This is a genomic window from Salinicola acroporae, from assembly GCF_003206615.1.
In the GTDB taxonomy this organism is placed as follows: Bacteria; Pseudomonadota; Gammaproteobacteria; order Pseudomonadales; family Halomonadaceae; genus Salinicola; species Salinicola acroporae.
The window spans coordinates 1-22145 of the sequence record NZ_PZJW01000015.1 but is presented as its reverse complement, the minus strand read 5'-3'; the positions used below and the strand labels follow the sequence as shown (position 1 = coordinate 22145).

Here is a 22145-nt window from a genome sequence, read left to right as displayed (position 1 = left end):
ACTGACTTGCCTGTCACCGAGCCCAGTGCTCACTTGACTCGTCCCGCTCGCTCTCGGGTCCTCCGCCGGCTGTTCCGAACGGAAGGTCGGTGAGCCGATCTTCGACGCCGTATGCCGAAAACGCCGCCCGCCCTCGCCCATAGCCTAGGCCTTGGAGGAAAGCTGCCCTCCCCCGCCGACCGTTCAGGCAAACCCTAGGCAGTGGTGGAAGACATCTCTTCCCGGGACTGCGTCGGGGCCTTTCCGAACACCTGCTCCAGATGTTCACGGTACTCCGCAGTGTGTCGCTCGACGTCCGGCATCTTCATGACGTCATTGGCGATGAATGTCGGTAGTCCTTCCAGCCCGACGAAGGCTTGCGACTTGTGGAATGCGAAATAGACACCGTCGACGCCCTTGCCGTCGAAGAAGTTGCCCGGCTCGTCGAAGGCTTCCCGCGGCGCGTTCCAGGTCAACGACAACAGGTAACGCCGGCCCTGGAGCAGGCCGCCGCTGCCGTACTGCTTGGTGGGGTCCTGCCGCGAACGGCCGTCATTGGCATAGAGCGAGCCGTGGCCGGCGGTGAAAACTTCATCGAGGTAGCGCTTCACACTCCAGGGCGTACCCATCCACCAACCCGGCATCTGGTAGACGATGACATCCGCCCACAGGTAGTTCTGCACTTCGGCGTCGATGTCGTAGCCTTGCTCGATCACTGTCTCACGGAGTTCGTGGCCCAGCTCGGTCAGTCGGGCGACGGCGACCGCATGGAAGGTATTGTTGAGCTCACCGCCGGAATGGGCGAACGGCTTGCCGCCGTTGATCAACAGGATCTTCATCTCGAATGGTTCTCCATCAATACTGTTTAGGCGGCACTCGGGAACTACCGAGCCCGGAGGAATGCCAGCCATTGTGAAGAGAAATCGCCTCGGATAAACCACCCGGCCGGCAAGTCACTTTTGATTTAAAATCAACAAAACCCTCAACGCGGCAACATGATGAAGAGCACCCTGGAAGAGCAGCAAGCTTTTGTCGCCGTGGTCGACAACGGCTCCATCACCGCCGCCGCCGAACGGCTCGGCCTGACCGTCTCCGGCGTCAGCCGTGCACTCAACCGGTTGGAGCGGAAGCTCGAGACGACGCTGCTGAGACGGACGACGCGGCGCCTGGAACTGACCGAGGAGGGGGAGACGTTCCTAGGGCACGCCCGTTCGATTCTTGCCGCCGTCGACAATGCCGAGGAGGCGATCGCCAACCGCCATGACCGTCCCCGCGGCCGCTTGCGCATCAATGCAGCGCCGAGCTTCATGCAGTTCGTGATCGTCCCGGTGGTCGGCGAATTCCGCGACCGCTATCCGGGAATCACCCTCGAGCTCGACACCCATGACCGCTTCATCGACCTGCTGGAACAGCGCGTCGATCTCGCCATCCGTATTGGCGAGCTCGAGGACTCCTCGCTGCATGCCAGGCCGCTGGGCCACAGTCCCCTGCGTCTTCTGGCCAGCCCGGATTATCTCAAGCGTCACGGCGCGCCCCTCGGCGTCGGCGACCTCGCGCAGCATAGTCTGCTCGGCTTCAGCCAGCTCGACCATCTCAACGACTGGCCGCTACTCGACGCCCACGGCGAGCCATTTCACGTGAAACCCTCACTCTCGGCATCCAGCGGCCCCACGCTGCTGGAGCTCGTCCTCGCGGGCGAGGGGATCGCCTGTCTCGCCGACTACATGACCCTCGCCCCACGCCAGAGCGGCGCTCTCGTCGACGTGCTGCCGGAGCAAACCCAGTTCCGGACCCAGCGCATCAATGTCGTCTACTATCGCCAGAGCGCGCTGTCGCAGCGCGCGCGGCTATTCATGGAGTTCCTCGCCGAGCGGCTGCCGGGGAACTACCTGCGCGCCTAGAGATCGTCCCTCTTCCCCGGTATCACCCAAACGTCATCCCGGCGTCACGGTAACGTCACATGCCGGGAACAGACTGCAAACGTTTTCATCGTTGCAGGCAAAGTCGCTGTCATGCCGTCACGTCCCTCATTGGTCCAGATCGCCGAACGGGTCGGGGTTTCCCCGGCCACGGTGTCGCGCGCCTTCAACCGGCCGGAGCTGCTCAACGACGCCACTCGCGAGCGGATACTCGCTACCGCCAGGCAGCTCGGTTTCCGGCCCAGCAAGGTGGGCAGTAGCCTGCGCTCGGGCAGCACCCGGACACTGGGACTACTGCTGCCGACAATGTCCAATCCGGTTTTTGCCGCCTGCTTCGAGGGGGCCGAGGAGCGTGCGCTGAAGGCAGGCTACAGCGTGATGCTGGCGACCACGGGATACGACGCGCGACGCGAGCGCGAAGCCGCACGCAGCCTGCTCGACCACCGTGTCGAAGGCATGATCCTGACCGTTGCCGACCCGGCACGCAGCGCCACGCTGGCCGAGCTCGCCGCCAGCGGCGTGCCGTTCGTGCTTGCCTATAACGAGAGCGATCGGCATCCGTTCGTCAGCGTCGACAATTTCGCCGCCGCCGGCGACATGGTCGAGCAACTGGTCGCCAGCGGTCACCGCCGGCTCGCCATGATCAGTGGGCCGCTGGACGCTTCGGACCGGGCGTCGAAGCGTCTCGACGGCGTTCTGGATCGCGCGGCCCGCCTGGATCTGCCCGCCCCCACCCATGTCTCGATGCCCCGGCATACCGCGGCGGATCGCGATCGCCTGAGGAGCCTGCTCTCCTCGCCCAGGCCGCCCAGCGCCCTGTTCTGCTCCAACGATCTGCTGGCCGCCTCGGTGATCGCGGAGTTGGCGACCCTGGGTCTGCGCGTGCCGGACGACCTTTCCGTCTGCGGCTTCGACGGCATGGCCTTCGGCGCGCTGATGGTGCCGTCGCTGGCCAGCGTCCACCAACCCAGCAGCGAGATCGGCAGCCAGGCCTGCCATGAACTGCTCAAAGCCCTCGCCGGTGGAAGCAGCCGCTCCGTGCGCCTGCCACATCGCCTGAGCGGAGGTGGCACCGTCGCCCGCCTGGCGGTCGATTAGCACCGTCGAACCACCCCAACGTCGCACCACCCAACCACCGCATCGCCAACCCAGAGGATCGGATCACCATGTGGAAACAGACGCTTCGCACCGCCGTCATGGCACTGGGATGCACCGCCGCTGCCCTCGGATCGCTAGCGGCCCAGGCCACCGACAACGCCATCTGCTACAACTGCCCGCCGGAGTGGGCCGACTGGGGCACCCAGTTGAAGGCCATCGAGGCGGATACCGGCATCCACGTGCCGCAGGACAACAAGAATTCCGGCCAGTCGCTGGCCTCGATCACCGCCGAGAAGAGCAACCCGGTCGCCGATGTCGTCTATTACGGCGTCACCTTCGGCATCCAGGCCGCCGAGCAGGGGCTGGTACAGGGCTACAAGCCGGCCCACTGGGACGAGATACCCGACGGTCTGAAAGACCCCGACGGCAGGTGGTTCGCCATCCACTCGGGCACCCTGGGTTTCATGGTCAACGTCGATGCGCTCAACGGCGCGCCGGTACCGCAGTCGTGGAGCGACCTGCTCAAGCCCGAGTATCGCGGCATGGTCGGCTATCTCGACCCGTCGTCGGCGTTCGTCGGCTATGTCGGCGCGGTCGCGGTCAACGGGGCGCTGGGCGGCTCGCTGGACGATTTCACCCCGGCGATCGAGTGGTTCCGCAAGCTGCAGGCCAACGATCCCATCGTGCCCAAGCAGACCGCCTACGCCCGCATGCTCTCCGGCGAGATTCCGATCCTGCTCGACTACGACTTCAACGCCTACCGGGCGCGCTACGACGACAAGGTCAACGTGCAGTTCGTGATCCCCCAGGAGGGCACCGTCACCGTGCCCTACGTGATGAGCCTGGTCGCCAACGACCCGCACCCGGAAGCCGGCAAGAAGGTGCTCGACTACGTGCTCTCCGACAAGGGCCAGGCGATCTGGGCCAACGCCTACCTGCGCCCGGTCCGTCCCGGCGCGGCGTCACCGGAAGCGCAGAAGAAGTTCCTGCCGGACAGCGACTACGCCCGCGCCGGAACCGTCGACTACGCCAGGATGGCCGCGGCGCAGCGGGCCTTCTCCCAGCGCTATGCCAACGAGGTGGATTGACGCCATGGGTCGACGACGAGCCTGGTTGGTGATCGCCGCACCCGCCGTGGTGCTGTTCCTCGCCTTCTGGCTGCTGCCGATGGCCAAGCTGGCCGGGATCGGTGCCGCCACGCCACAGGGCATGGACGCTTCCGCCTACTGGCTGGTGGTGACCCAGCCGCGCTACTGGCAGAGTCTGATCAATACCGTGGCGCTGTCACTGGGGGCAACGCTGGCCACGCTCGTCATCGCCCTGCCCGTCAGCCGTTTCCTGGCCCGCCACCCCGACTTTCCCGGGCGGCGGGTGCTGATGTCGCTGCTGCTCTTTCCGCTCGCCTTTCCCGGTGTGGTGGTGGGTTTCCTGGTGATTCTCGCCACCGGCCGCCAGGGCGTGCTCAACACACTCTCGAAGGCGCTTTCCGGTGACCCGATGGTACTGGCCTACGGCATGGCAGGGCTCTTCATCGGCTATCTCTACTTTCTGCTGCCGCGCACCATCGGCGTGCTGATGACGGCGGTGGAGGGGATCGACAAGCACTGGCTGGAAGCGGCGCAGACACTGGGCGCAAGCCCCTGGCGCCGGTTTGTCGATATCGAGCTGCCGGCGCTGACCGGCGCGCTGACCGCGGCCGGGGCGATGTGCTTCGCCACCGCCATGGGCGCCTTCGGCACCGTGTTCACCCTCGGTACCCGGATCGACGTGCTGCCGATCACCATCTACGACGAGTTCACCAACTACGCCAACCTCCCGGTCGCCGCGGCGCTCTCGGTGGTACTGGGGCTGGCCACCTGGGCGGTGCTCTACGTCGCCAACAGCCTGGCCGCCCGTACGGCAAGGGGAAACTGAGATGACCGCAGGCGTTCCCGCATGAGGCATTCCCGCTTCGACACCCGGCTCGGCCTGACCGCCACGCTCGCCGTCGTCGCCTTCCTGATCGGCCCGGTGCTGCTGTCGGTGACCGCCGGGGTGACGAGGAACTATTTCGTCGGCCTCTCTAGCGGGCTGACGCTGGACTGGATCGTTCAGGTCTGGGATCTCTACGCCGACACGATCTGGCGCTCCTACGCCGTGGCACTGGCCACCCTTGCGATCACCACCATCATCGGCGTGCCTGCCGCCTGGGTGCTGACGCTGTTTCCCGGCCGGCTCTCACGCCTGCTGGAGGAGCTGCTGACCCTGCCGGTGGCCGTTCCCGGGCTCGCCACCGCGCTGGCCCTGATCGTCTCCTGGGGCAGCGTCGGCTGGTTGCGCAGCAGCGTGGCGTTCATCGTCATCGGCCATGTGCTGTTCACGCTGCCGTTCATGGTGCGCGCCGTGCGCGCCGGTATGCAGGGGGCCGACCTGATGGTGCTGGACGAAGCTGCCGCGACCCTCGGTGCCAGTCGCCGCCGGCGCTTCTTCGACATCATCGTGCCCGCCGCTAGCAGCGGCATCGTCACCGGCGCGCTGACCGTGGTGACGCTCTCCATCGGCGAGTTCAACCTGACCTGGCTGCTGCATACGCCGCTGACCAAGACGCTGCCGGTGGGGCTGGCCGACAGCTACGCCTCGATGCGACTCGAGGTGGCCTCCGCCTACACCCTCGTCTTCCTGCTGATGCTGCTGCCGCTGATGGTCGGGCTGCAATGGATCGCCGCCCGCTCGACGCGCCACGGCGGCCTCGGTCTTGGCGCATCGACATGACTTCATCACGTACATGAGCGACTCAACGACATGACACACCCGCTGACCATCAGGCTCGACAACTGCGCCAAGACCTGGCCCGACGGCACCCGCGCCCTGGCGCCGCTGAACCTGTCGATCGACGCCGGCGAGACGCTGGCGCTGCTCGGTCCCTCGGGCTGCGGCAAGACCACCCTGCTGCGCATGATCTGCGGACTGGAAAGCGCCGACGAGGGTGGCCGGATTCGCTTCGGCGACGACGACGTCACCCAGGTAGCGCCGGAAGCGCGCGGCGTGGGGGTGGTATTCCAGGGCTACGCGCTGTTCCCCAACATGAATGTCGCCGGCAATGTCGGCTACGGTCTGAAGATTCGTGGCGTGGATGCCGCCAGCCGGCGCCGACGCGTGGCGGAAATGCTCGAACTGGTCGAGCTGGAAGCGCTGGCGGAGCGGCGTATCGATCAGCTCTCCGGGGGGCAGCGTCAGCGCGTGGCGCTGGCCCGGGCGATCGCCATCGAACCCCGCGTGCTACTGCTCGACGAACCGTTGACCGCACTCGATGCCCGCCTGCGCCAGCAGCTGCGGGTGGATCTCGCCAAGCTGCTCAAGACACTCGGCATCACTTGCGTCATCGTCACCCACGACCAGGAGGAGGCGATGATGCTGGGCGACCGGGTCGCGGTGATGTCCGCCGGCCGACTGGAGCAGTTGGGCGCGCCGGAGACCCTCTACCGCGATCCCGCCTCGCCCTTCGTCGCCGATTTCCTCGGCACCCTGTGCCGGCTGGAGGGCGGCGAGGTGGCCACCCGCCATGGCGTCGCGGCGCTGACCTTCCGTCCGCACGAGGTCGAACTCGCGCCCCCCGGCCAGGGGTTGCCCGCCCGCGTCCAGGCACGCTTCTTCCTCGGCAGCCATATCCGCTTCGAACTGGCGCTCGCCGACGGCCAGCGCTTCACTGCCCTGGCCGCACCCGACGCCATCTGGCAACCGGGCGATACCGTCTCCGCCCTCATCGAGCAGGCCCGCGTGGCCTGAATCCGGAAAACCTGGAACCTCTGCATGCTGATCGCACAACTCACCGACCTGCACATTCGTCGTCCCGGCCAGAAGGCCTACCGGGTGGTCGAAACCGACCGCTATCTCCCCCCGGCGGTGGCAACGCTCAACGCGCTCGCCCCCCGGCCCGACGTGGTACTGATTACCGGCGATGCCACCGATTTCGGCCGCCCGGAGGAGTACGCCACGCTGACTGAGCTGCTCCAGCCGCTGGAGATCCCGTGGTACCTGATTCCCGGTAACCACGACGACCGTCAGGCGATGCGCGACGCCTTTCCCGACCACGACTATCTCGGCGACGACCCGTTCATTCAGTACAGTATCGAACGCTTCCCGCTCAGGCTGCTGGCACTGGACACCCTGGTGCCGGGCGAGAGTCGCGGCGAGCTCTGCGCCGAGCGGCTCGGCTGGCTCGCCGCGCGGCTGGCCGAACAGCCCGAGCGCCCGACCCTGATCTTCATGCATCATCCGCCATTCGCCACCGGCATCGCGCACATGGACGCCATCGGCCTGGCCGGCGCTGCCGAGATGGCCGCGATCGTGGCCGATTACCCCAATGTGGAGCGCATTATCTGCGGGCATGTGCATCGCACCATCTTCCAGCGCTTCGCCGGCACCCTCGCCAGTTGCTGCCCCAGCACCGCCCACCAGGTCGCCCTCGATCTGCGCGAGGACGGCCCTTCCGCCTTCGTCATGGAGCCGCCGGGCTACCAGCTTCACCTCTGGCGCACCAATGAACTGATCACCCACCACGGCGTGATCGGCGACTACGCCGGCCCCTATCCGTTTCACGAGGAAGGCGGCCTGATCGACGAGTGAGCACACGTGGTGCAGACATTCTCACACCGTAGGCGCCACCGGCTGTCGTCACCGGCACGCTACGTTCGACCTCCGCCGCGATGGCCGGAAACGCCAGACCGAGCCCGGCGTCGACGAGAACCTCGCTACCGCCGAACCGGACCTTGGGGAGGGCTTTACCCACGACCGTACCGCCCGGGACCTTGTCGAAATATCACCGCTATCGAGCCAGGCCATGGGAGGAGAAACCGCCGCATTCGGCGACGACCTGCGCCCGGCCGGTGATATCGGCCTCGCGGACTCCCACACCCACACCTTTTAGGGATTGCGTTGCCAGTTCACGGACCTGGGAAATCGACAGTCGCCGATGGCTCATGCGTTGCCCTCCAGTACCCGGCTCACGTCGCGGGCGGTCATGGCGCTGATATTGACGTTCGACTCGTGGGTCACGCCGGCAACATGGGGCGTCAGCACTAGGTTGCAGGCACTGGCGCGCGTCAAGTCGCTGTCGGCAGGCAGGGGTTCGCATTCGAACACATCGAGCAGGGCGCCACCGATCCGCCCTTCGCACAAGGCATCGGCGAGTGCCGACTCGTCGACGATTCCGCCGCGGGCAGTGTTGATCAGGACGCTGCCTGGGCGCATGGAAGCGATCGCCTCGGTGTCGATGAGATGGCGCGTCTGCTCGGTCAGCGGCACATGGAGGCTCACGCCGTCGCTGCGGGCCAGCAGGGACTCGATCGTCTCGATGTGCTCCGCCATCTGCCAGGCCGGATCACTCGGATCGGCGAAGGGGTCGAACGCGATCACGCTCATGCCCAGCGCCTGGGCGCGCCTTGCTACTTCCCGGGCGATCCCGCCGAAGCCAACCAGTCCGAGCACGCATCCCTGGCTCTCGTGACCGACCAGCGCCTGTCGTGGCCAGTCGCCATCGAGCACCGCGGCTGTCGAGTGGTAGGCGCCGCGGCGCAGCATCAGCAGGCCCGTGATGACGTACTCGGCCACGGCCGAGGCATTGCCGCCGGTGGCGGGAAGCACGGCGATGCCACGCTCCTGGCAACGCGCCACGTCGATGTTGTCCAGGCCGACGCCGAGTCGGCCCACGGCCTCGAGATCGGGAAAACGGGCAAGCAGCGCCTCGTCGACCCGGGTTCGGTTGCGTACGATGAGCGCACGAACGCCCCTCCCCATCGATAGCAACCGTTCCCGATCCTCGACCAGCGCGGCATCGAAGTGGACCGCATAACGCTGCGTCAGTGTCTCGACGGCAGCGGCATCCATGAACTCGCTGATCACCACGTCAACCATGTAGAGACTCCCTCCATCGGTAAGCATCATCATCGTGCCGCCAAGGCTATGTTCGAAAAGGCGGCGAGCGATGACTAAACAAGACAATAATCGGTCAAAAATGCCCGGGCTGGCGCTCCAGTCTACGGGCGTAAATCCGCATCTGACTCGCTTCGATCGCCTCCGGGCGTTCTGAACGGAAGTTCAGTGAGCTGATGGTTAACGCCGACTGGCCGAGCATGCGCCGTTTTCGCACCAAGCCGGCGTCAGCTCCAGCATCGGGCTTGAGGCGACACCACGTCCGGCCATCCCGCCAGCCATCCATGAAAACCGGCGAAGATCGACAGCGGCACGCTGGCCAGCCCCTTCGAAGCCAGCAAACCGAACACCTGCGCGTCAGGCCCCTTGCGGGCAACGCGGACGCCGGGCCAGGACAACCGACACGCCGGGCGTATCCCGGTGAACCCACAAGCCGAATGTTTGTGCGTTACCACCCCATGTGTGCGTTTTCGACGCGCACCAGAGTGGATCAAGCGCGAACCGTAAGGTCAGCGTGATGATGCGGAGAGAGCGTGCAGGGCCGTGGCCACCCAGAACACGGACCGGGTGTTTCCTTATCACACAGCGAGCACCGAAGTACGATCCACTACTGCTACATCGCGCGGGTTTAACCCCGATTGCGTCGCGCGGGCTCGAGCATGCCCTCCAGCACCTTCCCCTCCAGCGAATCGGTGGAGAGTCCCAGCAGTCGGGCGAACGTCGCCCCGGCGCTGTCCATGCGCTGGATGCCGCGGGCGGTATCGAACGCCAGTTCGACGCCGGGCCGAATGCCGGCACCGTGGAAGAACGCCACGCCGTGGTTGGAGGCGAATCCGGTGCTGGCGGTGGGCACCTGCGGGCCGTGGTTGGCCCCCGGGGTGACGAGTTCGGCGACGGTATCGCCACGCAGGTTGGTGCCCCAGACAAAACCGGGGGCGTAGGCGAAGAGCACGTCACCCATCCGCTCGCCCCAGTAGCCCAGCGGGCTGGCATCCTGCTTCTTGAGTGCCAGCGCGACCACGTTGCGCTCGCCGTCCGGCGTGTCGACATACCAGGTGGTCAGCGCCTTGAGGATGCGCGTCTGCACGCGATCGATCTCGGCTGCCGGCACGAGGTCGCGATTGACGAAGATCTCCAGCCCGCCGCGCTCGTCCTTGAGGAAGGCCTGACTCGTGGCCACATCGGGCTTGCCCTCGCCATCGATCGTGCACAGGTCGAATTCCGCCAACCGCCTGTGGATATCACAGAGGTGGGAGTTGGGGACGTCACCGTGATCGGAGGCGAGCACCAGCGTGGTGTCGTCATCGCAGCCGGCCAGCGCCCGGCCCACGGCGGCGTCGAGAATGCGGTACGAGTGCCGGATCACCTCGAGATAACGCGCGTGATCGCTGGCGGTGTAGAACTTGGATTCGGGATCGCACTGGGCGAGACAGGTGTGATGGGTCTCGTCGTTGAGCCGGAACACCGTGGCGAAGAGTGAAAACCCCTCGTCGCCCAGCAGTGTCAGCGCGCTGTCGACCAGCCATTCGAGCTGGTAGCGCCCCTCCTCGAAGCTGGTCTCGAAGTAGCGGGTATCGGGATCGGCGGAGACCGCCCACTTGGAGATGAACGGGCCGTGGCGCTCGACTAGTCGGCGCGCCAGTCCCGGTCTGCCGCTGCTGCCTTCCGGTGCGGTGATCTGGGACTGCAGCAGATCGATCTTGCCGTTGGCGACATCGAGATCGAGCAGCTTGAAGCGCACCGCCGCCGGCTTGCCTTCGAGGGCATGCTCGTCCGCCAGCGGGAGCCAGTCGCTCCATTCACCGATGCCCAGGCTCGCTTCGGCCCGCGCCAACTGGAGCCGAAGCCGCTCGCCGTCGAGGCGCAACGTTACCGGCACCGGCTTGCCACGATGGGCAGGGATCAAGGCGACGAAACCATCATCCGTGCGCTCGATGGCGAAGCGATTGTGCTTCTGGTGATGGGCCAGCGTGCCGGTGGGCGGCCAACCCAGCGCCTCGCTCGACGGCGTCGAGGTCCACCGGTCGAGATCGGTGCTGTGCAGGCACGCCGGCGCCAGCTCCATCGGCGCGGGGCCACTGCCGCTCCAGAACGGGGCGAAGCAGAGATCGCGCTCGCCCGCGGGCACCAGGCTTTCGGGAAAATGGACCAGCGCGGCACGCTGGCCGGCGGCGCGCATCAGTTCCAGCAGATGCCCGGTGCCGCGGGGCGGCAGGCGCTGGCCGACCCAGCTGGTGCCGGGCGCCTGGCCGGTGAGAAAGCTGACGAAGTTGGTGTCGCCCCAGGTCGAGATATAGGGCAGCAGCCGCGTCGAGCCCCCTTCGTCGCGCAGGCGCTGAATATTCGGCAGCACGCCCTCGGCGCAGAAGCGCTCGACCAGCTCGGGGATCAACCCGTCGACGCCCAGCAGCAAGATTTTACGATTCCGACTCATGAGGCTCTCCTGGGGCACGACTCAGCGAATGGTGTAGTGATCGATGACCGCGCGATCGATCTCGATCCCGAGACCAGGCTTGTCGAGCACCTCGACGCAGCCGCTGGCGTTGAGCTGGAACTCGCCGCCAATCAGCTCCTGACGGAACGGATGCGCCGATTGATCGTACTCGAGCATCGGTTCGTCGGGGGTGAGCGAGAGCGGCTGCGGCGGCAAGGTGGCGATCAGTTGAACAGCCGCCGCCAGACCGATACCGGTGCCCCAGACGTGCGGCATCACCGGCACGTGAAAGGCCTGGGCCAAGGCGGCGATCTTGCGGCACTCGGTCAGCCCACCGGCGGCGCCGATATCGGGCTGAATTGCATCCAGCGCGCCTTCGCTGATCCAGTCCCGGTAGCCGATCTTGGAGTACTCGTTCTCGCCGGCGGCGATCCAGGTACGCGAAACGCCCTTGAGCTCGCGATAGCCGTGGCGGTTCTCCGGACTCAGCGGCTCCTCGAACAGGTGAACCCGGGTCTCCTCCAACTCCATCAAGATGCGCCGTGCCGCCGGCACGCTGTAGGCGCAGTTGGCATCCATCATCAGCGCGATCTCATCGCCCACGGCCTCGCGCACCGCGCGCATGTCGCGCAGGTCCGCCTCGATGCCGAAGCCGGTCTTGATCTTCATCGCGCGGTAGCCGTTGGCCTGATGACGCAGCGCCTCCTCGACCACTTCCTCGGGATAGTTGCCGCCTTCGCGACGATAGAAGCCGGTGGCGTAGGGGCGTATCTGATGGCGGAACGCGCCACCCATCAAGCGATGGATCGGCTGGCCCAGCGCCTTGCCGGCCAGATCCCACAGCGCGGTGTCGATGGCGGCGATGCCGAACAGCGCCACGCCCTTCTGACCGTAGGGGCGGGAGTGGTTGTACATCGTCTCCCACAACACTTCGCGCTCGAAAACCGAGCGTCCGATCACCAGCGGCTTGAGCGCGTACTCGACCATCGCCTGGGCGACCTGCGGCGGCTGCAGGCCGTGGTTGACGCATTCGCCCCAGCCGACCAGGCCATCCTCGGTGTGAACCTCCACCAGCATGGCGGTGCGGCTTCGCACCCAGCCCTGGGAGAACGAGAACGGCTGATCCAGCGGCGCGGCGAGAACGTGAGTCTTGATATCGGTGATCTTCATGCAGGATCCCTTATTCGGAAACGGGTTGAGCGGAGGCAGCCTTGCGGCGAGTCGCGACTCTCGCCCGCCACTCGAGCACGCCCGCCGTCACCGTCCAGATCAGAAATAGCCCGATCAGCACGAACAGCGTGGTGGCGATACCGCTATGGGTGAAGAACGACAGGAAGTCGCCCCGCGAGATCAACAGCCCCCGGCGCAGCGAACTCTCCAGCGCCGGCCCCAGTACCATGCCGATCACCAGCGGTGCCAGCGGATAGCCGCCGCGGCGCAGCACATAGGCGAGAATGCCGGTCAGCGCCGCGACCACCAGGTCCAGCGGATTGCCGCGTACCGACACGGCACCGATGAAGCTGAACATCACGATGCCGCCCATGACGAAGCCCAGCGGCAGCTTGAACAGATAGCGGAACAGGCCGATGGAGGGCTTGCTCAGAACCAGCATGGCGACGTTGACGATGATCAGCACCACGAACAGCGCGTAGACCGTCTGCGCCTGGTCCTGCATCAACCGTACCCCCGGGGTGATGCCGTGGATCACCATGGCACCCATCATCATCGCCGTGACCACATCGCCGGGGATGCCCAGCGCCAGGGTGGGAATGAAGGCGCTGCCGGTCACCGCATTGTTGGAGGACTCCGAGGCGATGATGCCGTCCGGCTCGCCCTTGCCCAGATTGGCCCGCCGCGGCGACAGTTTCTGGGCCGCGGCATAGCTGATGAAGGCCGCAGCGGCCGCGCCGGTACCCGGCAAGGCACCGACGAAACTGCCGATGAAAGAGCCGCGCACCAGTTCGATCAGGCGTCGGCCGATATCGCGCAGGCCGGGAAAGCGCAGCCGTGCCTCCGGAATGGTGGTGGCCTCCTCGTCCCGTGAGGAGAAACGCACGAAAACTTCCGACAGCGCGAAGGCACCCACCACCACCGGAATCAGATCCAGCCCGGAGCTGAGCGCATAGGTGCCGAAGGTGAAGCGGTCGGCGCCGGTGATGGGATCGCTGCCGACCGTCGAGAAGAAGAAGCCCATCATCCCGCAGACGAGGCCCTTGAGCAGACTGCCGCGGGAGATCCCGACGATGCAGAGCATCGCCAGGCAGACCAGCGCGAAGACCTCGATCGAACCGAAGTTGACCGCGAACTTGGCCAGCTGCGGGGCGCAGAAGATCAGCAGCACGCAGGAGAGCACGCCGCCGAAGAACGAGGCGAAGGTCGCCCAGCCGAGTGCTTCGTCGACCCGGCCCTGCTGGGTCATCGGGTAGCCGTCGAACGTCGTTGCCGCCGACTGCGGCGTACCGGGTGTGTTGATCAGGATCGCAGTGATCGACCCGCCATAGACCGAGCCGCAGTAGACACCGATCAACAGCGCCATGCTGGTGATGACATCCATGCCGAAGGTGAACGGCAGAAAGATCGTCAAGCCCACCACCGAGCCCAGCCCGGGCAGCCCGCCGATGATGATGCCCGCCCAGGTGCCGATCACGATGGCGAGCAGCGCCTGCCAGGTGAAGGCGTCGCCGACCGCCGCCAGAATCACGTCCATCTCAGATTCCCCTTCATCAAACCAGACCACTCGTCAACAGCGCCGGCAGGCGGATCATCAGCACGTGATGGAACAGGAACCACAGCCCGCCGCCAATCACGATCGTTCCCAGCACCAGTGGCAGCGGCCGCCGGATTCGAAACAGCCATAGCGTCAGCGCCACCAGCGGCAGCACCGGGATCAGGAAACCGAGGCTCGCCGTGGCCACCGCGGCGACCAGCACCGCCGCCATCAAAAGCGGCAGCGGCGAGCGCGTCCTTGGCGCCTTCGTCGTGCGTTGCCTCGGTGCTTGGCGGATCAGCTCGCCGACCAATATCGCCAGGGCCATCACACACCAGATCGTGAGCACGATACGCGGCACCAGCATGGCGCTCTCGGGCCCCTGCCAGGCCGTGATCGAGAGCCCTGCGCCGGCCACCAGCAGCGCCAGTGCAGTCAGGACCCGAGGATGTATCAAGGTTGCCAACATGGATCGCGACTCCTGATGAGCGGTGGACGGATTACTGTGTCAGCCCCGCATCCTCGAGCACCTGCTTGTTGGCCTCGAAGCGCTTCTGAACGAACGCCTTGAAGTCATCCGGCCCGAGATAGGCGATGTTCGCCTTTGCCTTATCGGCAAAGGTCTTGAACTTGTCCGATTCGACGGTCGCCTTGCACGCCTCGGCGTACTGCTTGGCACGCTCGTCCGAGATCCCCTTGGGCGCGACGACGCCCTGCCAGACCGCGAAATCCAGCGCCGGCAGGCCGAGCTCCTCGATCGTCGGCACGTCGTCATAACCCTCGACGCGGTGATCGGCGAATACCGCCAGCGGGCGCAGATCGTAGTTCTCGAGGATGGTTTCGGTGTCCGCCATGATCTGGATCTCGTTGCCGGCCAGCGCGTTCATCGCCGGGCCCGAGCCGCTGTAGGGCACGTGTTCGGCCTTGAGATCACTGTTGACCACGGTCGCCGCCATGGCGAGATGCGGCAGCGTCCCCGGACCGGAGGAGCCATAGAGGAACGGCTGATCCTGGGACTCCTCCACCAGCTGCTGGAACGAGGTGATATCGGAGGACTTCGAGACCATCAGGAACATCGGGTTGGAAACGGTGCGGCAGATGTAAGTGAAGCTGTCCGGACCATAGGGCAACTTCTTCAGCGAGGGCTGGATCGACAACGCCCCGGCAGGCTCGTAGCCGATGATGTTGGGGTTGCCCTCACTGTTGGCGACCTCCGCCGTGCCCACCGTGGCGCTGGCACCGGCGACATTGCGCACCACCGACGTGACACCCAGCTGTTGCGAAAAGGTCGGCTCGAAGCTGCGGGCGACGATATCGGTCGCACCACCTGCCGCGAACGGCACGATGATCTCCAGATTGTCGGCCGCCATAGCCGCATGAGTAGTGGCGATCAGGGCCAGGGCGGCCAGGGAATAGCGCAGTGACTTCATGGTTGGCTCCATTTCGTAGCGCTGCGAAAAAAACCGAAACCAGCGCTGCCGTTAGATAATTGGTCTCATTCAAGACCATTCAGGAGAATTCGTTCTCGACATGGCTTAAAATCGTAGCGCTACGAATGAACGCTAACAATGCGTCGACATCGTCCATTCGTCGTAGACCCCGATCCAGGTCGCGGTCCGAGCGCGGCGCTTCTCCCCTTACGAAACGCCCCGCCAGGCCCGTTACACTAGCGGGCGGGCCCTACGCTTTGTCTGAAAAATGCTGCGCTCGCCCATACGGCGTTAAAAATTGACTCAAGATGCTCATTTACACCTCGTAAACTCCGCTCTTTCGTCAATTTTTGCCTTGTCTGGTCATCGCTCACCGGTTTTTCAGACAGAGCTTAGAGGGGGACGAAAAAATTCATCTGCTTATCCGGTCCGAGCGTGGGGTCGGAGACGAGGTAACGGAATCTTGGCCAAACGACGACGACGCGGTTCGCAGCGCGTCACCATGGGGGAAGTCGCCAGACTGGCAGACGTGTCACCAAGCACGGTGTCACTCTATCTACGTCGGCCGGACGAGGTCTCCCCTGGGCGCGCCGAGAAGATCCAGGCGGCCATCGACCGGCTGGGCTACCTGCCCAACACCATGGCCGGCGGGCTGGCATCCTCGCGCTCCAACGTGATCGGCGTGCTGGTGCCCACCATCACCAACTCGTTCTTCTCGGAGACGCTGGAAACCCTCGAGCGCCATCTGCGAAGCGCCGGTTATCAACTGCTGATCGGCAACACCGAGTTCGACGATGCGCGGGAAGAGGAGCTGATTCGCTCGATTCTGAGCTGGAACCCCGCCGGCCTGGTGCTGACCGGCTTCCTGCACACCCGCAAGTCGCTATCGGTGCTGGCCAACAACGATACGCCCATCGTCGAGATGTGGGACTACGGCCAACCGGGGCTGGACATGGTGGTGGGATTCTCTCACCACACCTGTGGCCGCCTGGTGGCCGAGCACATGCTGCGGCAGGGACGCCGACGGATGGCGTTCGTCAGCACCAACTTCGAGCGCGACGTGCGCGCGCGGGATCGCTACCACGGCTTTCGAGAGACAGTGGAAGCCGCCGGCGGGACGGTCGAGCTGCGGGAGCTGAGCGGACGCAGCCACGCCGAGGAGACCGGGCAACTGACTCAAGCGCTGATGCAGGATCATCCGGAGATCGAAGCCATTGCCTGTTCCAACGACATGGTGGCGCTCGGCGTGCTGTGCGAGTGCCAGCGACAGGAGTGGGACATTCCCGGGCGCATCGCCCTTGCCGGCTTCGGTAACCTGGACTTCACCACCAGCACCGTCCCCCCGCTCACCACCATCGAACCGCCACGCCGGGAGATCGGCCAGCACACCGCCCGGCTACTGCTGGCCAGTCTCGCCAGCGAACTCCCGGAGGCGGAGAAACGTCTGGACCTGGGGGTGAGGCTGGTGGAACGGGAGAGCGTTTGAGGACACCGCTAGCGCTCAGGATACGACTCGCGCCAGAGGTGGAGTGGCGTCGCCGACGATCCCTTCGCGGTACTCGAAGAATAGACCATGGCGGTGCCAGTTGGGGGACGGCTCGTCGTTATAGACCCGGCCGGTGAACGCAGCTTCGTTGCGATAGACCGTCCACGAATAATCAGCAATCATCCTTCCCAGGATAAGGTAGCGGGGATCTTGCCCCGCCCGTTGAAGTTGCCATCACTAGCCGCCATACCGCTCTGCTCGGCTGGATATATCAAAGATAGGCCTTGAGGCAGGACCCTCTAACAAGGGCGGTCTAGGCCCTGAACCACGACCAATCAATGAGTGATTCTGCTAGCAGAGAAGTCTGGCCACTAGCGCCATAAACCGGAGACGATCCAGCCAAGAGCACCGACGAAAGCCCCCACGCCAATCACAGTACACAGCAGGGGCCAGTAAAGCTCCCACCAGCCCAGCGGGCCATTATCGCGCCAGGTCAGTCGGTAAGGGTCGTCCGGCTGCTCTGGGTTGGCTCGTTCCACCTCTTCCGGCCATTGCGGTATTTTGCTGGTGCTCATTGCCAGCATACGACCCACGGCATTCAAACCTAATGGAATACACAACAGGAGCATTGTCCATGGGTAGTGTAGACCTGGCGCAAAAGTCCGAAAAATACTCCATCGCCAGCCTTCTCTCCGTCCATCGACTGGCATCAAAAGGCTTTGCTTTAACTCCTGATGCGTGCGCTCTATGCCATCCTCAGCTTCCATATAGGGCTGCAAAAACGCCCAGAACTTATCCATGGACTCCATGTTTCCCGGAAAGGTATAACCCAGGGAAAAAGATTCGAGGACTGTCTCCCCATCTTCGCCGAGCACATGAGCACGTAAATCGTGGGTCGTTCCCACCAGCGGGCTTTTCGACTGCCCTAATGTCAGAAACAGAGTGTCCCATGGCACGGTCAATACCGTACCATTCTGGCGAAAAAAATGAACTTTTCGACTCTTGCGATCAAGGCGTATTGGGTAGTGTGTATATCGCCCACATTCAGTACGAATCAACCACCAACCTGCCCACGCCAGACAAAGAAACAGGGGGGTCAGGCCGACAACCCCCACCCAGTCCACAGCTTCCATCGGAGCAGTACGGCCAGAAAAAAACAGAGCCCCGTACATCGCAAAAATTAACCCAATAGAAGCCGTTAAAACACACGCCCCCAGCCAAGCATTAAAACCTTTTATAGGATACCAGCGATCGACCAGATCCATATAATTACTGTTAAACCTTACCACCGAAAAAAAATCCATCGGCTTAGCCCGGCCCCTCTGAGCTTGGTCGTAACGCGAGGCACGTTCAGTCTCTGCCAAGGCTCGGTTAACGGGAAAGCGAATATTTCGATAATCCAGCCCAGCATAATCCATTGCTTATCCTTCCATGCTACCAAGGGCAAATTGTAGCTCATCTAACTCGTGCGCAGAGTCTTGATATCGTTCTGAGACACCAAAACTCCCGAAGTAACAGCGCTCCATCCAATCCTGAATTTTGTTATCTTTAAAAACTTCAATAAGCACAGAAACCACAACCACTAGAACCACCAGTACGATACCAACGCCTGTCGCGGCAGCACCAAATACGAGAGGCCCAAGTGCTGAAAAAGCTACCGCTGCCGTCAACGACATTCCCGCGCTTAGAAAGTACAGCCATCCAACACCATTTCCCTCTCGAAGTTCTTGTACTCCCTTTACACCATCCCATGTAGCCATTACAACACCTGCGCCTACTCCTAGCACCCGCCCACCTGTTCTTAGCCAAAATCCAAGGGTGCTCTCTAGGCGTAATGCGTATCGACTACCCGTTTTCGCAGCACTCTCAGACCATTTACCAACCGTTTCCGCGACCGTCCCTATCAGCCCAGCCATACCCGTGCGAAAACGCCGTTGGTTCTCACCTCGCTCATGGGCCATGCTCGTATCCAGATCATCGGACAGTTTGACAAGCGCCATAACCTGCAGAATACCCGTGACCACGCCAAGCCCAGCCTCGGTGGGCAGCAGTTGACGCCACCTGAGCTGTGTCAACGCGCGCCGATCTGCCGGGGTCAGGATTGCCGATTCCGCCAGTTGCCTTGCACCACCTTGAGCGTTCAGGCCGGGGAAATCTTCGATGACTTTGGGATTGGCCAGGATCAAGTAGCGAAATCTTCCGGTCCCTTCGACCGGCACACCATAAATGCGTGCCTTGCGCATCTGGATGTCGATGGCACGATTCAGGTCTTCCAGATTGCCGATCTCGGGATTAATGGCCGCCATCTTTGCGACCAACTCGGCTATCGCTGCCTTCTTGCTCATCGTCACGTCAGCAAGGATGACCGGCGAACGTGCAATGACGCCCATACCGACTAGCGCAGGGCCGACAACACCATCGACCGCCTTGGCCGCTACCTTAGCGAAAGGCCCGCCCAAAGCGGCCGTCAGCCGGACTACGGCGTTCTGGCTACCGTCCTGAAGAGCCTTAAGTGCGTTTTCATAGCCACTGATCAAGCCATCCCATGGTAGACCGCGCAGGGAGTCAGGCTGTAAGCCGCCGCTGACGTGCCCTTCCCACCGCTCCAATATGATTTTCTGGTTGTAGCCCAGTGCACGCAGCGCCAGGTTACGGTGGTCAAGGTTCGACGCAGATAGCCAGCGGTGATAAAGGTCCGCGCAGGGTGAATACTGCTGGGTATCCTGAATGCATATAAGCATGGCATCCACGAATGCGGCGCCAGATTCGATATCTTGGTCGTCATGCACCGCATTCATCTGATGATAGAGTGGATCGCTCTGCATCCAACTGACATGAGCACGCGCCAGGGGCGCAATGCGATTCTTGTCGAAGTCGCGCATCTCACTCTGCCACGCCGCTTCCCAGGTCTGAAGCCGAGACATATCCAGCTTGTCGGTATAGTCGCTCCAGGCATCCTCCTTGGCGGCGACCAGTTGTGCTGGTGTGGGGTTGCGCCAACGCTCCAGCATCTCTTCCTGGCGCTCCTGAAAGCCATCGATAAGCAGGCCAGCCAACGCCCGGCCACCAGCGCCGGGGCCACCGTAGACCGTCTGATAAGCGTCACGCTCGGTACGGTAGATCTGGCGATTTTCAGCATCCTCGCGAATGCTTTGGCGGATGTTATTGATGGCAGAAGAGACCGCCAGAGGGCGGGCCTGTTCAGGGTCGGCCATCTTCTCCTTCAACCTTACGCCCATCAGGCTGGCGAGATCTGCCGAAATCCCCACCGGGTCTTCCAGCGCGACCAGCATGGGTGTCATATCCAGCGGTTCGGCCTGTTCTTCCGCCCACCGCTCAAGCCCCTCGACCTGCTCTTTCATGCCATGGAAGGGAAATGGGCTGAACTCGAAAGCGTTTCCTTCCTGACGCTCCCAGGTCCCCGAAGCGCCGGGTCGCCATGTGCTGGATGCACCATGTCTTTCGGGCGGCGTCCAGACACGTCCGGCCTCGGCGACGATGTCCCCCAGTTTTTCCAGCGACTCCGCGTAGGGCGCGCTACCACCACGCCATGCCCCGAGCGAGACCTGCCGCATGTTGTCACGCCGCTGGTTCGCATTCGTCGCGTGCTCTTTCCACACCCGCTTGGTCCAGGCGACATCGGAAAACGAGAGATAGACCTTATCGGCTTCGTCCGCGGCGGGAATCATCACGCAGCGCCCCGGATAGGCGTGCGAGGGGTTGGCGGCGCAGGCGAACTCCTGCTCGTCGGCAGGCGGCTGCAAGCGGCCATCGATGGGCTGCGGGCTATCGGGATCGATCGCCATCACTTCGTCGTGAGAGACGTCGACGTACTCGATCAGATAGCCCTTGTCGGTGACGACATGGCCGATCCAGCGGCCACGCGTCTCGTTGAACACGTAGAGAAACCCCGCGCGCAGCAGCCTGAGCGTATAGCGTTGCCCTTCAGGTAATGGCGTTGCCGTGAGGCTCTCATCGAGCAAAGCGCCACTAATCTCGGGGCCAGGAGGATGCCCGGCCTGATCGCCGCCATCGGTTCGCGTCACGGCATAGCGCAGCGGCAAGATCGGCAATCCGCTGCGCTGGCATACGCGACAGTTGGCGATCGCCTGTACGTCCTCGGATGCTTCACTCATGTAATGGTCTCCAGTTCCCGTGCCATGGCGAGTAACGACTGAGCTGAAAGGTCTTCACAGCGGCGCATGTAGCTACCTTGCGTCTCGAGCGACTGATCGAGGCGCCGTCGCATCTCGGGGTGATCGTGAATATGGGGGTGAAAACGCGCGGCTTGCTCGGCGTAGAGCTGGCAATCCTCGGCAGCGGCAAGGCCGATTTGCTGCGCCTGGACAAGCAGGCCGTCCAACGCCCGGTAAGCATCGAATGAGGCCACGGCCTCAGGCTTCAGCATGGCCAGCCGGTCGATGACGGCATTGAGCGAGGCCATACGATCGATGCATGACCACTGCGCAGCGGACAGCAGCGGTACACGAATCGCCAGGTCGGGCACCTCACTGCGCGCGAGCGTATGCCATTTGCCGTACTGATCCGGCCAACGCCAGCAAGTGATAGGGCCCATCAAGCGATCCATGCTCTCGGTCTCGAGCAGCCAGCAGAGATGGCGAAAGACTCGAGGATCATAGCAGCGCAGCCACCAGCGCCTTCGGCTGCCGGGGCGGGCCTGTTCGAGCGTAAACCGGAAGTGCTCGATCATCTCTTCGGTGTCCGCCTCACTCTGCAGCAAGGCAGACAGGAAAGCGCGACCGCGCTTGGCATACTGCTCGATCCGCTGGGCCAGATGTTCACGCTGCGTCAGCGAGAGCGCCTCCAGGCAGATCAACTGGGGCAGCAGCGGATCGCGCACCTTGACGCTCGGCGTTCGCAACGTCCGGCCATCCAGATCGTCACGATCGCTGGACGCGACATGTAGCGGGTTCAACAGTGCATAGCGATGCTTTCCCGGCTGTAGCCAGTCGAGATCGAACGGCTTGGACGCACCCACCCGGGCGGCTGGACGACACTGCGTTGAAGACGTTGTCTGACGCTCCATGATGTCGGTTCCTCCCGCTATAGTGCACTGGCACCGGCAGACGCCGAGTCATCCCCGGCGAACTGGGTCTCACAGGCCCCCTCCGGCAACTCGGGCATGGCCGCGTCCAGGCTCGCGGGCCCGCCAAAGCTGTGC

At 63.9% G+C, this 22145-nt stretch carries 20 protein-coding genes; 8 read left to right on the top strand and 12 right to left on the bottom strand.

Going from position 1 to position 22145, the window contains the following annotated elements:
- Window positions 1-194 precede the first annotated feature (194 nt).
- Window positions 195-818 carry an NAD(P)H-dependent oxidoreductase gene (locus DOM54_RS18420; protein WP_110717730.1) on the bottom strand — a complete coding sequence of 208 codons (624 nt, stop codon included), beginning with the start codon at window positions 816-818 and terminating at the stop codon, window positions 195-197.
- 156 nt (window positions 819-974) lie between these two features.
- Here DOM54_RS18420 and DOM54_RS18415 point away from each other — a divergent pair, with 156 nt between their 5' ends.
- The 7 genes from DOM54_RS18415 (at window position 975) to DOM54_RS18385 (ending at window position 7601) form a co-directional block, all read left to right on the top strand.
- Window positions 975-1880, top strand: a complete 906-nt coding sequence (locus DOM54_RS18415) for a LysR substrate-binding domain-containing protein (RefSeq protein WP_338067028.1) — start codon at window positions 975-977, stop codon at window positions 1878-1880.
- A 111-nt stretch (window positions 1881-1991) separates the two neighbouring features.
- A complete protein-coding gene (locus DOM54_RS18410; protein ID WP_110717729.1) occupies window positions 1992-2996 on the top strand; it encodes a LacI family DNA-binding transcriptional regulator in 1005 nt (334 codons plus the stop codon).
- Between the two features lie 68 nt (window positions 2997-3064).
- On the top strand, window positions 3065-4084 hold the full coding sequence (locus DOM54_RS18405; protein WP_162619925.1) for an ABC transporter substrate-binding protein: 1020 nt from the start codon (window positions 3065-3067) through the stop codon (window positions 4082-4084).
- 4 nt (window positions 4085-4088) lie between these two features.
- Window positions 4089-4910, top strand: coding sequence for an ABC transporter permease (locus DOM54_RS18400; protein WP_110601398.1), 822 nt, complete (start codon window positions 4089-4091; stop codon window positions 4908-4910).
- A gap of 21 nt (window positions 4911-4931) precedes the next feature.
- Window positions 4932-5747: an ABC transporter permease gene (locus DOM54_RS18395; RefSeq protein ID WP_110717728.1), complete on the top strand. Its 816-nt coding sequence runs from the start codon at window positions 4932-4934 to the stop codon at window positions 5745-5747.
- Between the two features lie 30 nt (window positions 5748-5777).
- Entirely contained in the window at window positions 5778-6761 is a 984-nt protein-coding gene (locus tag DOM54_RS18390; RefSeq protein ID WP_110717727.1) for an ABC transporter ATP-binding protein, read from the top strand.
- A 24-nt stretch (window positions 6762-6785) separates the two neighbouring features.
- The gene (locus DOM54_RS18385; RefSeq protein ID WP_110717726.1) at window positions 6786-7601 is read left to right on the top strand and encodes a phosphodiesterase; all 816 of its coding nucleotides are present in this window, start codon (window positions 6786-6788) and stop codon (window positions 7599-7601) included.
- Between the two features lie 199 nt (window positions 7602-7800).
- Here the strand turns inward: DOM54_RS18385 and DOM54_RS20125 are convergent, their stop codons facing one another.
- The 7 genes from DOM54_RS20125 to DOM54_RS18355 form a co-directional block, all read right to left on the bottom strand.
- Window positions 7801-7956 carry an Ldh family oxidoreductase gene (locus tag DOM54_RS20125; protein WP_162619924.1) on the bottom strand — a complete coding sequence of 52 codons (156 nt, stop codon included), beginning with the start codon at window positions 7954-7956 and terminating at the stop codon, window positions 7801-7803.
- Window positions 7953-8888, bottom strand: a complete 936-nt coding sequence (locus DOM54_RS18380) for a hydroxyacid dehydrogenase (protein WP_110717725.1) — start codon at window positions 8886-8888, stop codon at window positions 7953-7955. The genes DOM54_RS20125 and DOM54_RS18380 overlap by 4 nt, the downstream gene beginning before the upstream one ends.
- Window positions 8889-9534: 646 nt before the next feature.
- A complete protein-coding gene (locus DOM54_RS18375) occupies window positions 9535-11340 on the bottom strand; it encodes an alkaline phosphatase family protein (protein ID WP_110717724.1) in 1806 nt (601 codons plus the stop codon).
- A 21-nt stretch (window positions 11341-11361) separates the two neighbouring features.
- Window positions 11362-12510 (bottom strand): mandelate racemase/muconate lactonizing enzyme family protein, encoded by a 1149-nt coding sequence (locus DOM54_RS18370; RefSeq protein ID WP_110717723.1) that lies wholly within the window; start codon window positions 12508-12510, stop codon window positions 11362-11364.
- A gap of 10 nt (window positions 12511-12520) precedes the next feature.
- Window positions 12521-14047 carry a tripartite tricarboxylate transporter permease gene (locus DOM54_RS18365; protein ID WP_110717722.1) on the bottom strand — a complete coding sequence of 509 codons (1527 nt, stop codon included), beginning with the start codon at window positions 14045-14047 and terminating at the stop codon, window positions 12521-12523.
- 16 nt (window positions 14048-14063) lie between these two features.
- A complete protein-coding gene (locus DOM54_RS18360; RefSeq protein WP_110717721.1) occupies window positions 14064-14516 on the bottom strand; it encodes a tripartite tricarboxylate transporter TctB family protein in 453 nt (150 codons plus the stop codon).
- Between the two features lie 31 nt (window positions 14517-14547).
- Complete coding sequence (locus tag DOM54_RS18355) at window positions 14548-15477, bottom strand: Bug family tripartite tricarboxylate transporter substrate binding protein (RefSeq protein ID WP_162619923.1); 930 nt, start codon at window positions 15475-15477, stop codon at window positions 14548-14550.
- A gap of 463 nt (window positions 15478-15940) precedes the next feature.
- Here DOM54_RS18355 and DOM54_RS18350 point away from each other — a divergent pair, with 463 nt between their 5' ends.
- Entirely contained in the window at window positions 15941-16963 is a 1023-nt protein-coding gene (locus DOM54_RS18350) for a LacI family DNA-binding transcriptional regulator (protein WP_162619922.1), read from the top strand.
- 15 nt (window positions 16964-16978) lie between these two features.
- Here the strand turns inward: DOM54_RS18350 and DOM54_RS20120 are convergent, their stop codons facing one another.
- The 4 genes from DOM54_RS20120 to DOM54_RS18335 form a co-directional block, all read right to left on the bottom strand.
- Window positions 16979-17146: a hypothetical protein gene (locus DOM54_RS20120; protein ID WP_162619921.1), complete on the bottom strand. Its 168-nt coding sequence runs from the start codon at window positions 17144-17146 to the stop codon at window positions 16979-16981.
- A 188-nt stretch (window positions 17147-17334) separates the two neighbouring features.
- Window positions 17335-18381 (bottom strand): DUF6708 domain-containing protein, encoded by a 1047-nt coding sequence (locus tag DOM54_RS20115; protein ID WP_162619920.1) that lies wholly within the window; start codon window positions 18379-18381, stop codon window positions 17335-17337.
- A gap of 3 nt (window positions 18382-18384) precedes the next feature.
- Window positions 18385-21099 (bottom strand): T6SS effector BTH_I2691 family protein, encoded by a 2715-nt coding sequence (locus DOM54_RS18340; RefSeq protein ID WP_110717717.1) that lies wholly within the window; start codon window positions 21097-21099, stop codon window positions 18385-18387.
- On the bottom strand, window positions 21096-22010 hold the full coding sequence (locus DOM54_RS18335; protein WP_110717716.1) for a DUF4123 domain-containing protein: 915 nt from the start codon (window positions 22008-22010) through the stop codon (window positions 21096-21098). The genes DOM54_RS18340 and DOM54_RS18335 overlap by 4 nt, the downstream gene beginning before the upstream one ends.
- Window positions 22011-22145 lie beyond the last annotated feature (135 nt).